Genomic DNA, 15,349 nt, shown 5'->3' on the forward strand with positions numbered 1-15,349 from the left:
TCATATGTGAGAATTATTTCCCAAATATGAGAGGTGGAGATGTCTGTACCGGATACCGAAGATCGACTGGCCGCACGATTAGCCGAATTGCGTGTGCAACGTGGCTGGTCACTGGACGAACTGGCGATGGCTACCGGCATCAGCCGGGCTTCATTGTCGCGCATTGAACGGGCGGAGACCAGCCCCACAGCCGCTTTGCTTAACCGACTATGTGTCGCCTACGGCTTGACCATGTCGCGCCTGTTGAGTGAAGTGGAAGAGGAGGCCGCGCTGCTGCTGAAAGCGAGCGATCAGAGCGTTTGGCGCGACGATGCCAGCGGTTATCTGCGTCGCAGTGTCTCGCCGCCCGCCAGCCATTTCAAGGCCGAACTGGTTGAGAGCGTGTTGCAACCCGGTGCGCGTATCGATTATGACGCACCGCCGGTACAGGGGCTGGAGCAGCATATCTGGCTGCAATCTGGCGAGCTGACGTTCACCATGGACGATCAACGCTGGACATTGCAGGCGGGGGATTGCCTGCGTTTTCATCTCACCGGCAAATCATCATTCCAGGCGCATCCTGAAGGCGGCGCGCGTTACATTCTGGTGGTGTGCAAACCATGATTGAAATTGAACAGTTAAGTGCCACTCAGGCACAGCCCCTGCTAGCCGCGTTGACCGAGGTGCTGCAGGGGTGCGTGGCTGACGGGGCCAGCGTCGGTTTTATTGATGCCGACGACCGCGCAGCGATGGAACGCTTCTGGCAGGATAAAATCTACAGCCTGGCAAGCGGCGATAATCAGCTGCTGGTGGCGCGGCAGCAGGGTGTGATTGTTGCGACGGTAATGGTCGGGTTTAGCGCCATGCCGAATGGGCGTCATCGCGCGGAGATCAGTAAATTGCTGGTACATCCCGCTGCTCGTCGCCAGGGAATTGCACGTCGTATGATGCAGCAGGCTGAGCAATTAGCGGTTGAGCAGGGCAAAACGCTGCTGGTGTTGGATACGCGCAGCGGCGATGTGGCTACGCAGCTTTACTTATCGATGGACTGGCAAATTGCGGGTTCCATTCCGTTGTACGCCGAATCGACGGAAGGGGCGTTAGATGCCACCACGGTGATGTATAAAGTGGTGGGGTGATCGCACCAACTTAGTGCGCCTCTTCGGCCTCGGCCAGGCCCAGTGATTGCATGAACAGCCGGATAATCGGATTAATTTTCCGGCCTTTTTTCATCATCAGGCAGAACGGATTTTCCCGACGTACCGATTCATCACCCAATTCACACAGCTGCCCCCGCGCAATAAAGGGCGCGGCATAGTGCTCGGGTAAATAACCAATAAAGTGCCCGGTTAAAATCAGCATGGCGACGGATTCCACTTGCACCGCCTGCGCACCGCTGTCCTGTAATGGAATGAGGCGGCGGTCATCGCGCGGCGTCACATATAAATGATTAATGATTTTCTGCTCACGTAATATTTCCACCGATATATTCTTATCACAAGATCCAGAATATAAAGGATGTGACATGGAGCAATATAATTTCGAATATTCTTTATAAAGTGGGAAGTAATCAAAATCACTTTTCATTTCATAAACCGGCGCAATACCACAATGAAAACGGCCTTCACTCATCCCGCGTTCAATATCATCTAATTGCGCAGTCTGTAAGCGAATCTGCACCTTTGGTGCTTTCTGGTGCAACTGTTGCACCGCCGCGGTGACCGGGGAGTGCGGATCAGAAATGGTGTTATCTACCACGCAAATCGCGATGTCGCCCAGCAGTTCATTACGGCTGTTGTGCAGACGTTCGCGGAACAGATTCAGGGAGACGAACAGCTCCAGTGTGGCCTGATAGACATTAATGCCGTACTGCGTCAGTTCAAAGCCTTCGCGCCCCCGGCTGCATAACGTCATGCCGAGACGAATCTCCAGATCGGAAACCTGCTTACTGATGGCGGCTAAACCAATATTCAGTTCGTTGCTGGCAGCGGTTAATCCCCCGGCTTCCACCACGCATTTAAATACGCGAAGCAATTTTAAATCGATATTACTCAGTGCCAGAACCGCATTATCGCCGCGATTATTTGCATTGTTTCCAGACTGGGAAACTTTACTTTCCATCTTTGCTATTCAACTCCGGAATAATTGCGGTGAAAGTACAGTGAACCTGAAATATGACGTATTTACCAGCGTGAGTGTGAAATAAGTTTTTATTATCACCTCTGGTTCATTCATATCTTTTTCATATCGCTGACGAGTATCTGCAAGGGGAAATAGCATGTCTGATAATGCCGAACTGTTATGGGGTGCGCGCTTTAAAGCGGCACCGGCGGCCAGTTTAACCGCGCTGTCGCGCAGCCCGGATTATTACTTTGCCCTGGCACCTTACGATTTAGCAGGCTGCCGGGCACATGCCCGTGAGCTGGCTCGCGGCGATCTGCTGAGCAGCGAAGAACTCCATACCATGCTGGCGGCGATTGATGCGCTGGATGCCGATTATCGTGCGGGTAATCTGCATCCGATTGCGGCTGACGAAGATGTTCATACCTTTATTGAACGCGCACTGACCGAGCGCTTAGGACCATTGGGCGGCAAACTGCGCGCCGGCCGTTCGCGTAACGATCAGACCGTCAACGATTTGCGTCTCTACCTGCGTGATAACGGCCGCAAAGTAGTCAGTGCTTTACTGGCTCTGCAGCAATCTCTGGTCGAGCAAGCCGCACAGCACACCGAAAGCGTGGCGCCAGGCTTTACCCATTTACAGCAGGCACAGCCGATTGTGTTCGGTCATCAACTGCTGGCTCATGCGCAATCTTTTGCCCGCGACATTGAGCGCATGCAGGACTGGGATCGCCGCAGCGCGCGCTGCCCACTCGGTGCCGCAGCGATGGCCGGATCGGCGATTGCGCGCCAGCCGGAAAAAGCCGCTGAAGACCTGGCTTACCTCGCACCGTGCGAAAACTCGATTGATGCGGTGGCCAGCCGCGATTACGCCGCTGAATTCCTGTTCGTCACCAGCATGATCGGTATCAACCTTTCGCGCCTGTGCGAGGAGGTGTGCATGTGGGCTTCGCGCCAGTTCCGTTGGGTGGAGCTGCATGACAGCTATGCCACCGGCAGCTCAATCATGCCGCAGAAGAAAAACCCGGACATTGCCGAACTGACACGTGGTCGTTCTGGTCGTCTGGTCGGCAACCTGATGGCACTGCTCACCACCATGAAAGCCATGCCGCTCTCCTACAACCGCGACCTGAGCGATGACAAACGCAACGTGATTGATGCCGTGGACACGCTGCTGCTGGTGCTGCCTGCCATGGCCGGCATGATGTCGACGCTGAAATTCAACACCGACGTCATGCGCGAACAGGCACCGGACGGTTTCACTCTGGCCACCGAAGTGGCCGACTGGCTGGCGATGCGCGGCGTGCCGTTCCGTGAAGCCCATGAAATCACCGGTCAGCTGGTGCAACTGTGTGAACGCGAAAATTACGGCCTGTCCGACCTGAGCGATGCGCAGTTGCAAGCTGTCGATGCACGCTTAACGCCAGAAGTGCGCAGTGCCCTGACGCTGGAAGCGGCACTGGCGGCACGTAGCGGCTATGGCGGCACCGCACCGGCCCGCGTGCGCGAACAGCTCGCGCGTTTGCAAATCCTGATGCAGGACCAGCAGCGCTGGACTGAAGATTACGCTGGCCCGCGCGCCTGAGGAGACGTCTATGTCCCAATCCACCCCGGTTGAACCCAGCTTGAAAAATAGCCGCGAGCAGATGCATTACGATCTGGATCGCTATCAGGTGGTGCCACGTCGCTATTACGGCCGCATCACGGCTTCAGCGGTGATCCTGGTGCTGCTGGCGTTGCTGGTGAATGCCTTCGCCCACGGCAACATTGAATGGTCGTTTGTCGGCCAGTTCTTTACTGCTCAGGCGATCCTCAACGGCGTGGTGAACACGCTGATTATGTCGGTGCTGGCAATGGGACTCGGCATCCTGTTCGGCGTGATCACCGCGATTATGTATATGTCGCCCAATCCGGTGCTGCACTACATCGCCGTGGGTTACGCCTGGATCTTCCGTGGCACGCCGTTGATTCTGCAACTGCTGCTGTGGTTCAACCTCGCGCTGGTGTTTCCCACCATCAGTATTCCGGGCGTGTTCAGCGTGCAAACCGTCACCATCATGACGCCGTTCCTCGCGGCACTGCTGGGTCTGAGCATCAACCAGGGGGCTTATACCTCCGAAGTGGTGCGCGCCGGTTTGCTGTCCGTGGATACCGGACAGTACGAAGCGGCGAAGGCGATTGGCATGCCGCGTCTGCAAGCGCTGCAGCGCATCATTTTGCCGCAGGCGATGCGCGTGATTTTGCCGCCGGTGGGTAACGAATTCATCAGCATGATCAAAACCACCAGTCTGGCCAGCATGATTCAGTACTCCGAACTGCTCTACAACACGCAAACCATCTACTTCGCCAATGCGCGCGTGATGGAACTGCTGTTCGTGGCGGGCATCTGGTACCTGATCATCGTCACCGTGCTGTCGTTTGGTCAGAGTCGCCTTGAGCGCTTCTTCTCACGCGGCCACCGCCAGCGTCAGTAATTGGGAGAGAGAGATGAGAAACATCGTGCGCGCCGTCAAGGTGAACAAATATTTCGACCAGTTCCATGCGCTGAAGGATGTCAGCCTCGAAGTGAATTACGGCGAGGTGATGTGCATTCTCGGGCCATCCGGCTCCGGTAAAAGTACCTTCCTGCGCTGCATTAATCAGCTGGAGAAGGTCGATCAGGGTGGCATTTGGGTCGACAACGAATTAGCGGGCTATCGCATTGCGGGCAACAAACTGCATGCGCTGAGCGATAAGCAGATTGCTCGCCAGCGTCTGCAAACTGGCATGGTTTTCCAGCGCTTTAACTTGTTCCCGCACAAAACCGCGCTGGAGAACATTATCGAAGGGCCGTGCCGCGTCCTGCTGCGTCCAAAACGCGAAGCCAGTGAAGAGGCGATGGCGCTGCTGGATCGCGTCGGTCTGGCGCACAAAGCGCACGACTATCCGCAGTCACTGTCTGGCGGGCAGCAGCAGCGTGTGGCGATTGCCCGTGCGCTGGCGATGAAACCGAAACTGATGCTGTTTGACGAACCCACTTCGGCGCTGGATCCGGAGATGGTCGGCGAAGTGCTGGCGGTGATGCGCCAGTTAGCAAAAGAGGGCACCACCATGCTGGTGGTCACTCACGAGATGGGCTTTGCCCGTGAAGTGGCGAACCAGGTGGTGTTTATGGACGAGGGACGCATTATCGAGCAGGGCGCACCAGAAGACATTCTGCTGAACCCGCAAAACCCACGGATGAAAAACTTTATTAACGCGATTCTTCTTTAACGTGACCGGGGTGAAAAACATGAAAAAACTGTTATTGAGTGCCATCAGTGCTGCGCTGTTACTGCAATCTTCTGCCTGGGCGGATATCGCCGTGCCAGCCGCCATCAAAGAGAAAGGCCTGACTGTGGCAATCATGCCGAACTATCCGCCAATGGATTTTAAAGATCCGGCCACCAACCAACTCACCGGCGTGGATTACGATCTCGGTCAGGCGATCGGTGAGAAACTGGGCGTGAAGATCAACTGGCAGGAGATCGCCTTTGAGCAGATGGTGAACGCGGTGGTGACCAAGCGTGTTGATTTGGTGATGTCCGGCATGACCGACACCAAAGAGCGCCAGAAGGTGGTTAACTTCATCGACTACTTCAAAACCGGTCCGCAGTTCTACACCCAGGCCGCTCGCAGCGACATCAACAGCGCCATGGATCTGTGTGGTAAGAAGGTTGGCACCAGCCGTCGTACCACTTTCCCGGTAGAGATTGCCAACTGGTCTAAAGCGCACTGTGAAGCCGCCGGTAAGCCAGCCATCATCGTCGTTGGCGCCGAAGGGACGGCGGATGCGCGTACCCAGCTGCGTCAGAACCGTCTGGATGGTGTAGTGCAGGGGAGCGAAACGCTGCCGTACATCATGGATCTTGAGAAAGGAAAGTATAAGCCGCTCGATAAAGCCTTCTCCTTCCAGTACACCGGCATGGCGATTGGTAAAGATGCCAGCGAGCTGACCACTGCGGTACAAGCGGCGATTGACGCGATGATTGCTGATGGCAGCTACCAGAAGATCCTCGCGAAATGGGGTCTGGCCGACAATGGCGTGACTCAGGCGACCGTGAACCAGGGCTAAAGGAGCGTAGCGATGCAACAACCGGGCGCAGTGCGCTGGCCGCAGGGGAAACGCGGCTGTATGGCGCTGGCGTTTGACCTTGATGGTCCCACTGGCGATGCCATGTTGAATGGCAGCCTGTGGTCAACGCCAGAATATTTCACCTTTGGTGCGTATGGGCCGTACCGTGCGCTCGGGCGATTGCTCGACCTGCTGCGCGCTTTCCAGATCCCCGCCACGTTTTTTGTACCAGCGTGGGTCGTGGAACAGTGGCCGCAGCAGTGTCAGGCGATTATCGAACAGGGCCACGAAGTGGCCTATCACGGCTATCGTCACGAATCCTTCTGGGCGATTCCGCCAGATGAACAGCGTGCCGTGATGGCGAAATCCGCTGAAATCTTTAAACAGCATTTGGGCATCATCGCCTGCGGTTTCCGTACGCCGTCAGGTGACTGGCATGCCGAAACGCCACAAATTCTGCGTGATGCTGGGGTGATTTATTCCAGCAGCATGCGCGGCGACGATCGTCCTTACAGCATCCCGGTGGCGGGTCACACGCCGCTGGTCGAGATCCCCGGTAAGTGGGAGATGGATGATTACGCCTCGCTGGCCTATACGCGCCAGCCTGACTTCCCGAAAGGCGGCGATCGTATTGCCAGCTATGCGCATACCCGTGATAACTGGCAGCGCGAATTCGACGGCGCAATGGATGAAGGCCTGTGCCTGACCACGCTGTTCCACCCGAAAATTTCCGGTCAGCCGGGCCGCATCCTGCTGCTGGAGCAGCTGTTTGAACATATGACGGCGCGTGATGACGTGTGGTTTGCGCGCTGTGATGCGGTGGCGCAGTGGTATCTGCAGGAGCAACAGCATGACTGAATCTTCCCGCTGGCCGCTGGGCTTCCAGTCCGCCGCCATCCTGACCATCGATTTCAATGATATCCACGGTATTTTGACCCAGGCACCTGCCGTCGCCGGACGCGATAAAACCCTGTCGGTATGGCGTTATGGCACCCTGCGCGGTGTGGATCGCTTGCTGGCGTTACTGGCAGAAAAACAGCTGCAAGCCAGCTGGTGCTTACCGGCAATTGTGGCGACAGAGCAACCGGAGCTGATTAAACGCATCGTGGCCAACGGCCATGAAATTGCCTGCAGCGGCGAGCGCCATGAAGACTTCTCGGCGTTGTCGCTGGAGCAGCAGCTCGCCAGCGTGACGCGCGGCTGCGACCAGCTGGCACAGTTTACTGGCAAACCGATTCAGGGTTTCCGCACCCCAGCAGGACAGTGGAAACCGGGCCTGGCGGAAGCGCTGGTGGAGCAGGGTATTCGCTGGTCATCAAGCTGGCGTGGCGACGATCTGCCCTACTTCCATCCCGGCACGCGGCTGGTGGAACTGCCGATGCACTACACCCTGGAAGATGAACCCTATTTTGCCTTTAACCTGAGCCCGGCCATCCCACCGGGGCAGTCGCGGATTGCACCTTATGCCGAAACGCTGGCGAACATGACACAAGACTTCCACGGCTTCCACCGCTTTGGCCTGTGTTATCTGCTGCGCCTGCATCCGGAAATTATCGGCACTGCCGGGCGCATCGGCTTGCTGCGTGAACTGATCGAGACGCTGCAACAGCACAATGTGTGGATCGCCGCGGCGGAGCAGGTGGCGGCGCATTGGCAAACGCAGCCGGACAATGATTTTTCCCATCCGGCAGAAGTGTTTACCCGCATCACGGGAGGGGCGCATGGCCTCGACGCTTGAACAACTGGCGGCATTTATCGCCGACACCCGTTTTGAACAGCTGCCTGACGCGCTGGTCGAACAGGCGAAGCGCCATCTGCTGGATACGCTCGGGGCGTCACTGGCGGGCAGCGACAGTCCTATCTGGCGCGAATGTTTGTCATTGGCGTTCGCAGAAGGTGGGCATCAGCAGGCACAAGTGTGGGGAAGTGCAAAGCAGGTGAGTCCACGCCAGGCGGCATGGCTCAACGGCGTGGCCGCACATATGTATGAGTTGGATGATACCGGCGGCTGCGATCACTCTGGCGCGGTGGTTATTCCCGCCATTCTGGCGGCACTGCCTTTGGCGACGCAGCCGGTTGACGGTCAGGCGCTGCTGGTGGCCATGGTGATCGGTTATGACGTCGGACGCCGGGTGCTGGAAGCTTGCGGCGGCTACTCTGCGCATAACGGCGCAGGCTGGCACTCCACCGCCAGCTGTGGCGTGTTTGGTGCCGCAGCGGCGGTGTGTTCACTGCTGCTGCTGGATCGCGATCAGTGCGCGTCGGCCATGGGCATTGCCGCCAGCTTTAGCGGTGGGCTGTGGGGCTTTATTCACGACGGCTCGCACACCAAAAAGCTGCATGCCGCACGTGCAGCTGAAGGTGGCGTGCAGGCGGCCTTGTTGGCGCAGCGCGGTATCAACGGACCCTCGGCGGTATTTGAAGCGAAGTGGGGTGGATTCCTGCAAACCCTGGCCGCTGAAACACAGCAACCCGCTGCATTAACCGCCGACCTTGGTGTGGTGTGGAAGCTGGCGCGCTGCTCGATCAAGCCGTATGCCGCTTGTCGTGGGACGCATTCGGCGATTGATGCGCTGGGGTTACTGCTAAAAGAACACCCGGTGCGTGTCGAGCAGATTGAACGTATCGTGGTAGGGCTGAATCCGTTCCTGCTGGAGATGTGTGGCGGACGTGAGTTGCAGAGCCTGGCAAGTGCGCAAATGAGCCTGCCGTATGCACTGGCGGCGCGTGCGCTGTATGGCTCCGCTGAATTGTCCAGTTACGATGATGCCAAACGTCTGCATCCTCAGGTTGAAGCCTTTATGGCGCGGATTGAGTTGATGATTGATGAGCAGCAGGGGCGTGACGACGAGCCGTGGGTGCGTGTTGAAACTCAACAGGGCGAGCAGTGGCAGCAGCATGTGCCGGTGCCGTCTGGTGCGCCCGCGAATCCGCTGAGCCTTGAAGCGCTGCTGGCTAAATACCGTAGCTTAGCGGGGCGTGTGTTGCCCGTTGACCAGGTTGAACAGCTGGAAGCGATTTGCATGGAGCTGGATGACGTCGCGGATGTGCAGGAAGTGGTGACGCTGCTGGCTCGTGCATAGGGTGTAGGTGTAAAAATTTGCACCTAACCTGTCGCAGTGCCTTGGGTATGCAGGTTAATTTTTATCTCCGCAATTTTATTTTCAGGCGCTACTGTTACTAATAGGCGGTGACGCAGGCTGGGGGCGCTTTGGCGCTGGCGTCCTCGCGCCGCTGACGCGGTCCCCTCACTTCGTTCGTCTGCCTCACGGAACGGCGGGGGATGGCACATCCCTGTGCCGCCCCGCCTTTCGCCCGCGTCCTGCGGGCTATCCTGGCAGACTCACTCTGCTCGGCGCTGTGGATTGCCTGCGCCAAAGCGCCCCCAGCCTGCTCATTAACCATCGTGCTTACTGTTAACGGCAGCCTGGTTTAGTCCATAGCGGGCATGTTGAACCAGATCTTACAGCCGGCTGATGAGCTTAAGTGAATGCTGTCGAAAAGGGCACAATATTTGAGGCCGTAGCACCTCTGATGCTGCAAGGGCTATCCGCAGCGCTGAGGCTTTTACGTTGGGCCAGGAGATCCACGCAGGGATGCGTGGATCAGTTCGGGGCCGACCAGGGATGGTCGATCCCCGAACGTTCCGTAGGCACGACGTGGAAGCCGAGGGCACCGCGTCAGCGGCGCGAGGACTGCCCGGCAGGAGCAGAGGTGTTACGGCCCGCACCCAGCACAGGACTCAGCCCCCAGCCCCCAAACTAAACACACCTATACTTTTCGTTCTCACTCCGCATAAGTACTCGTCTCATCCTGCTCAAGTACTTAGCTCAGATTTAAACCCGAACAGCCAACCCTTCAATCCGCTGCATCGCCGCCAGCAGACGGGCTTCAGTCACGGTGACTGACATATTCTCCATATCCGGCGCATGCACAGATTCACGCACAATCAGCGCCAGCTCGGCATCATCCAACTCGGCAATCTCACGCAGCGTCAATGGCACACCGCAATCGCGCGCCAGACGCATCTCATCCAGCACCTCTTCATCGCTGCGATCTTCCAGCGCCAGCAGGCACAAGTTGCCAAAGCCCACCAACAGGCCATGACCAAACTCACGCGTCTTATCGCAGAAGGTAAAACCTTCATAAATCGCATGTGAAGCCGCTGCGTGGGCGCCGTTGCTCATCAGCGAGGTCAATCCCGCCCAGGTAAAGATGGCATCCAGCACCTGATCCAAAGAGGCACTGCTCTCACCGCGCAGCACTGCTGCATAAGCTGCCGGGCCGTGTTCCGCGATCACGTCATAGCAAATCTGGCTATGTGCCAGCGATGACAATGCATTGCCTTCGCGCGCCGGATGGCGGACGCTCACCGCGCGGAACTCATACCATTTCGCCAGGGTATCGCCCAGACCAGCAGCCAGCCAGCGAGCGGGGGCTTTAGCCAGCAACTCACTGTCGATGATCACTGCCGCCGGTGCCTGTGGCAGCGGGAAAATATCGAAGAAATTGCCGTTATCGTCGTAGCGAATGGTCAATGGCGTCACTGCCGAACAGGTAGCGGCAATGGTCGGGATGGTGATAAACGGCAAGCCCAACTGCGCTCCCACGGCTTTTACGGTATCCAGCGATTTACCGCCGCCGACACCGATAATCACGTCAGCTTGCAGTTCGGTAGCGATCGCCGCCAGACGGTTAATCTGATTGATTGAAGTCTCACCACCAAACCACTCCTGCGCCAGCAGCGTCACGTTGGCTGCCAGCAGTTGAGCGCGCACCTGCGCTTCCACCGATTGCAATGCCTGATGGCCGCCGATCAGCAGGGCGCGTTTGCCCAGCCCCGCGCAAATCTCGCCCAGTTGATTGATCACACCCGCGCCGCGCAACACGCGCGCCGGAAACACCAAATTCTGTTGTGTCATGCTTTCTTCTCTGTGTAACGGACGCCGGGCAATACGCACAGCATCTCATAAAGGATATTGGCCGCAAGCTGGGAGGTCATGCCGCTGATATCGTACGGCGGTGACACCTCGACCAGATCGCCACCGACCAGATTGAGTCCGCGACAGCCGCGCACAATCTCCAGTCCCTGCATCGAGGTCAGGCCGCCGACTTCTGGCGTGCCGGTGCCGGGTGCCCAGGCGGGATCAAAACTGTCGATGTCATAGCTGAGATATACCGGACCGTCGCCGATGCGTGCACGCACCTCAGCCATTAATGGGGCCATGGAGCGATACCAGCACTGTTCGGCAGGCACCAGATGGAAGCCCTGATCGACGCCCCACTGGAAATCATCGGCGGCGTAGCCTTGAGCACGCTGACCAATCTGCACCACGCGCTGGCAGTCAAGCAGGCCTTCTTCCACCGCGCGGCGGAACGTGGTGCCGTGGGCAATCTTCTCGCCAAACATCTCATCGTTGGTATCGGTATGCGCGTCAATATGGATCAGGCCCATTGGCCCATGCTTCTTCGCCAGCGCGCGCAAAATCGGCAGTGTCAGCGTGTGATCGCCACCGAGCGTTAACGGAATAATCGGCCAATTGTTCAACTCGGTATAATAGTTTTCGATGATATCGACCGACTTCAGCAGACTGTAGGTATTGATCGGCACATCGCCGAGATCGCCGACGCGCAACGAATCAAAAGGGGCCGCGCCGGTCGCCATGTTATACGGGCGAATCATCACTGAATCGGCGCGAATGGCGCGTGGCCCATAGCGCGTACCGCTGCGTTGCGATGTTCCGATATCCAGCGGAATGCCTACAAACGCCACATCAAGATCGGCAGGGGATTCGGCAGCGGGCAAACGCATCATGGTGCCACGGCCAGCGAAACGGGGCATCTCGTTGCCACCCTGCGGCTGAGGAAAATCGGTCATCACGAACTCCTTCGGCTAAGTGAGTCTTATCATGGCCTGAGGGAGACGCGGGAAAAATCCTTGACAGTAAATAATCACTTCATAGATTGGTTAACTTTAGTCAGTAATCACTGAAGGAAATGCGGTGCAAACATTACCTAATCTCAAACTGCTGCAGGTGTTTGCCAGCGTGGTGGAAAATCAGGGCTACTCGCGTGCACAGCAGGCGCTGAATATGACCACCCCCGCCATCAGCGCTTACATGAGTGAGCTGGAAACGCAGCTGGGGTTTATTCTGTGCCAGCGCGGACGTGGCGGCTTTACCCTCACCAGCAAAGGCGAGCAGTTTCATCGCTACAGCCAGGAAATGCTGGCCACGCTGGCGGGTTGGCAGGAGCAGGTCGAGACGCTGAAAAGCGCGCAAGGTGGCACCTTTTCGTTGGGTGTGGTGGATGCGACAGTGACTGACAGCACGCTGGATCTGCCGGCGGCGATTGCGCGCTTTAATCAGCGTTTTCCGGCGGTATTTTTTAATCTCAGCGTGCGCGATCCCAATGAACTGCAGCAGCAGTTACTGGAAGACCGCCTTGATCTGGCAATCGGGCACTTTCCACTGCGTGCCAGCAATCTGGTCACCATTCCGCTTTATGAGGAGCAACACTGGTTGTATTGCAGTCCGCACCATCCACTGGCGCAGGGCGATCCGGATATGCGCACCGTGCAGCAAACCGGCATGGTGACGCGGCGTTACTGGAATCAGCAGGAGTTAAACAAGCGCGGCTTCCGCCAGACTAACGCCTCAGTGGAGAGTATAGAGGCGCAGTTGACGCTGATCCTCTCCGGGAGATATATCGGCTATTTGCCGGAGCATTACGCGCAAAGCGGAGAACAGCAGGGCACGCTATGCCGCTTGTTGCCACAGCATTTTCACTTCCGCGCACCGTTTTCGTTTGCCTTCCGCCGTGGACGCGCGCGCGAAACGCTGATCCGCGCGATGCGTGAAATTCTGAATCCAGCGCGAAAAAATAGCAGTGAAAGCTGACGCTGCGCCGATACTGTGTAAAAATACAGGCCAATTCAGCAAACAGTAATCAACATGGCCCTGACAGCAGCGATAAAAAGCCAGATTGCGCAATGGTATAAGGCGCTGCAGCAGCAGGTTCCTGACTTTATCCCCCGTGCGCCACAGCGTCAGATGATCGCTGAAGTGGCGAAAAGCCTGGCCGGTGATGAAGGCCGCCATCTGGCGATTGAGGCCCCCACCGGCGTGGGCAAAACCTTGTCTTATTTGATCCCCGGCATCGCGGTAAGCCGCGCCGAGGAGAAACGGTTAGTGATCAGCACCGCCAACGTCGCGCTGCAGGATCAAATCTTTAGCAAAGACCTGCCGCTGCTGAAAAAAATCATCCCCGATCTCACCTTCACTGCCGCATTCGGCCGTGGCCGCTATGTCTGTCCGCGCAATCTCGCGGCGCTGGCTGCGACGGAAGATCAGCAAGGCGATTTGCTGCTGTATCTCGATGAAGAAGCGGTAACCGGGTCGAAAGAAGAGCAGAAGTTCTGTGCCAAACTGGAAAAGCAACTCAGCAGCTACAAATGGGACGGCCTGCGCGATCACTCCGACGTCTCAATTGATGACAGCCTGTGGCAGCGCCTTTCCACCGATAAAGCCAACTGCCTGGGGCATCACTGTCGCTGGTATCGTGAATGCCCGTTCTTTGTTGCACGTCGTGAAATAGAACAGGCGGATGTGGTGGTGGCGAACCATGCGCTGGTAATGGCGGCGATGGAGAATGAATCCGTTTTACCGCCTGCCAAACACCTGATGCTGGTGCTGGACGAAGGTCATCATCTGCCGGAAGTGGCGCGTGACGCGCTGGAGATGAGTGCGGAAATCACTCCCGGCTGGAGCAGCTTGCAGCTCGATCTGTTTGTGCGGCTGGTGGAAACCATCATGGCACAGTTCCGCCCGAAATCGCCGCCACCGCTGACCAACCCAGAGCGGTTAAAAGGCCATTGCGATGAGATGCGTGAACTGCTGCAAATCCTGTGCGACGCGCTCAATCCGCTGTTACCCGCGCACAATCAGCCGGGCGAGTTTCGTTTTGTGCTGGGTGAGTTGCCGGAAGAGCTGATGACGATGTGCGCACGGTTATTCAAACTGAGCGATGCATTGCGCGGGTTGAGCGAGGGTTTACTCAATGAGTTGGGTGAGCAAACCGGCAAAGCCGACATCATGCGTCTGCATCGGGCAATCATTCAGCTTAACCGCCAGTTTGGTTGGTTCGAATCGATCAGCAAACTGTGGCGACTGGCGGCCATGGAGAAAGCCTCTAATGCGCCGGTATCGAAATGGATTACCCGTGAAATTCGGGACGGCCAGGCGCATCTGCTATTCCACTGCGCCGGGATTCGCGTCAGCGATCAGCTGGAGAAACTGCTGTGGCGCAAGATTCCGCATGTGGTGGTGACCTCGGCGACCTTGCGTTCACTGAACAGCTTCAATCGGCTGCAAGAGATGTCAGGGCTAAACGAGAAAGCGGGCGATCGCTTTGTGGCGCTGGATTCGCCATTTAATCATGTCGATCAGGGCAAGCTGGTGATCCCGCAAATGCGCTATGAACCGCTGATGGCTAATGAAGCGGAGCACATTGCCGAGATGGCAGGCTTTTTCCTGCAACAAATGGCAGAAGAGAAGCACAAAGGCGTGCTGGTGCTGTTTGCCAGCGGGCGCGCGATGCAGCAGTTTGTCAGCCATGTCAGCGCATTACGCTTATCGATGTTGGTGCAGGGCGATCAACCTCGTTCGCGCTTAGTGGAGCTGCATCGCCAGCGAGTCGAAGCGGGGCAAACCAGTATTCTGGTTGGACTGCAGTCTTTTGCTGAAGGCCTGGATTTAAAGGGCGATCTGCTGACGCAGGTGCACATCCATAAAATCGCTTTTCCCCCGGTAGACAGTCCGGTAATTTTGACCGAAGGGGAGTGGTTGAAGAGCCTTAAACGCTACCCGTTCGAAGTGCAGAGTCTACCGAGCGCTTCGTTTACGTTGATTCAGCAGGTCGGCCGTCTGATTCGTAGCCATCACTGCTTCGGGGAGATCGTGATATACGATCGGCGACTGCTTAATAAAGCTTATGGCAGTCGGCTGCTGGCCGCCTTACCGGTGTTTCCGATTGAACAACCGGCGGTGCCCGAAGCCAGCATAAAACCAGTGGTAAAAGTAGCGGTTAAAACCGCAGTCAAACCAGCGAAGCGTAAAAGTAAGAAATCTTAGGTGTGCCCAGACGCACATCAATGAC

The 15,349-nt window shown here is 57.1% G+C and carries 14 protein-coding genes; 11 read left to right on the plus strand and 3 right to left on the minus strand.

Going from position 1 to position 15,349, the window contains the following annotated elements; genetic code table 11:
• The first annotated feature begins 39 nt into the window (after positions 1-39).
• Together QMZ65_RS21390 and QMZ65_RS21395 are read left to right on the plus strand one after the other, a co-directional pair.
• Positions 40-603, plus strand: coding sequence for a helix-turn-helix domain-containing protein (locus QMZ65_RS21390; RefSeq protein WP_058961578.1), 564 nt, complete (start codon positions 40-42; stop codon positions 601-603).
• Positions 600-1,118, plus strand: a complete 519-nt coding sequence (locus tag QMZ65_RS21395) for a GNAT family N-acetyltransferase (RefSeq protein WP_283216644.1) — start codon at positions 600-602, stop codon at positions 1,116-1,118. Before QMZ65_RS21390 ends, QMZ65_RS21395 begins: the two co-directional genes overlap by 4 nt.
• A 10-nt stretch (positions 1,119-1,128) precedes the next feature.
• On the opposite strand, the gene QMZ65_RS21400 is transcribed toward QMZ65_RS21395, so the two are convergent.
• Positions 1,129-2,100, minus strand: coding sequence for a LysR family transcriptional regulator (locus tag QMZ65_RS21400; RefSeq protein WP_038648010.1), 972 nt, complete (start codon positions 2,098-2,100; stop codon positions 1,129-1,131).
• 157 nt (positions 2,101-2,257) lie between these two features.
• On the opposite strand from QMZ65_RS21400, the gene argH reads away from it, so the two are divergent.
• Genes argH through QMZ65_RS21435 form a run of 7 tightly spaced genes read left to right on the plus strand, consistent with a single transcriptional unit; the run spans position 2,258 to position 9,276 of the window.
• The gene (gene argH / locus QMZ65_RS21405) at positions 2,258-3,685 is read left to right on the plus strand and encodes an argininosuccinate lyase (RefSeq protein WP_283216645.1); all 1,428 of its coding nucleotides are present in this window, start codon (positions 2,258-2,260) and stop codon (positions 3,683-3,685) included.
• 10 nt (positions 3,686-3,695) lie between these two features.
• Positions 3,696-4,574 (plus strand): amino acid ABC transporter permease, encoded by an 879-nt coding sequence (locus tag QMZ65_RS21410; protein ID WP_160832550.1) that lies wholly within the window; start codon positions 3,696-3,698, stop codon positions 4,572-4,574.
• A 13-nt stretch (positions 4,575-4,587) separates the two neighbouring features.
• Complete coding sequence (locus QMZ65_RS21415; protein ID WP_034820986.1) at positions 4,588-5,352, plus strand: amino acid ABC transporter ATP-binding protein; 765 nt, start codon at positions 4,588-4,590, stop codon at positions 5,350-5,352.
• Between the two features lie 19 nt (positions 5,353-5,371).
• Complete coding sequence (locus QMZ65_RS21420; RefSeq protein WP_160832549.1) at positions 5,372-6,193, plus strand: ABC transporter substrate-binding protein; 822 nt, start codon at positions 5,372-5,374, stop codon at positions 6,191-6,193.
• 12 nt (positions 6,194-6,205) lie between these two features.
• Complete coding sequence (locus QMZ65_RS21425; protein WP_283216646.1) at positions 6,206-7,051, plus strand: polysaccharide deacetylase family protein; 846 nt, start codon at positions 6,206-6,208, stop codon at positions 7,049-7,051.
• Entirely contained in the window at positions 7,044-7,931 is an 888-nt protein-coding gene (locus tag QMZ65_RS21430) for a polysaccharide deacetylase family protein (protein WP_283216647.1), read from the plus strand. The genes QMZ65_RS21425 and QMZ65_RS21430 overlap by 8 nt, the downstream gene beginning before the upstream one ends.
• Positions 7,915-9,276 carry an MmgE/PrpD family protein gene (locus tag QMZ65_RS21435; protein ID WP_097117316.1) on the plus strand — a complete coding sequence of 454 codons (1,362 nt, stop codon included), beginning with the start codon at positions 7,915-7,917 and terminating at the stop codon, positions 9,274-9,276. Before QMZ65_RS21430 ends, QMZ65_RS21435 begins: the two co-directional genes overlap by 17 nt.
• A 753-nt stretch (positions 9,277-10,029) precedes the next feature.
• Here the strand turns inward: QMZ65_RS21435 and QMZ65_RS21440 are convergent.
• Complete coding sequence (locus tag QMZ65_RS21440; protein WP_097117313.1) at positions 10,030-11,115, minus strand: iron-containing alcohol dehydrogenase family protein; 1,086 nt, start codon at positions 11,113-11,115, stop codon at positions 10,030-10,032.
• Positions 11,112-12,071 carry an agmatinase gene (speB, locus tag QMZ65_RS21445; RefSeq protein ID WP_097117310.1) on the minus strand — a complete coding sequence of 320 codons (960 nt, stop codon included), beginning with the start codon at positions 12,069-12,071 and terminating at the stop codon, positions 11,112-11,114. Before speB ends, QMZ65_RS21440 begins: the two co-directional genes overlap by 4 nt.
• A 124-nt stretch (positions 12,072-12,195) precedes the next feature.
• Here speB and QMZ65_RS21450 point away from each other — a divergent pair, with 124 nt between their 5' ends.
• Both QMZ65_RS21450 and dinG read left to right on the plus strand, forming a co-directional pair.
• Entirely contained in the window at positions 12,196-13,092 is an 897-nt protein-coding gene (locus QMZ65_RS21450) for a LysR family transcriptional regulator (protein ID WP_160834675.1), read from the plus strand.
• A gap of 54 nt (positions 13,093-13,146) precedes the next feature.
• Entirely contained in the window at positions 13,147-15,324 is a 2,178-nt protein-coding gene (dinG, locus tag QMZ65_RS21455; RefSeq protein WP_097117306.1) for an ATP-dependent DNA helicase DinG, read from the plus strand.
• Positions 15,325-15,349 lie beyond the last annotated feature (25 nt).

This window comes from Pantoea sp. EABMAA-21 (genome assembly GCF_030053335.1).
Lineage (GTDB): Bacteria > Pseudomonadota > Gammaproteobacteria > Enterobacterales > Enterobacteriaceae > Pantoea > Pantoea communis.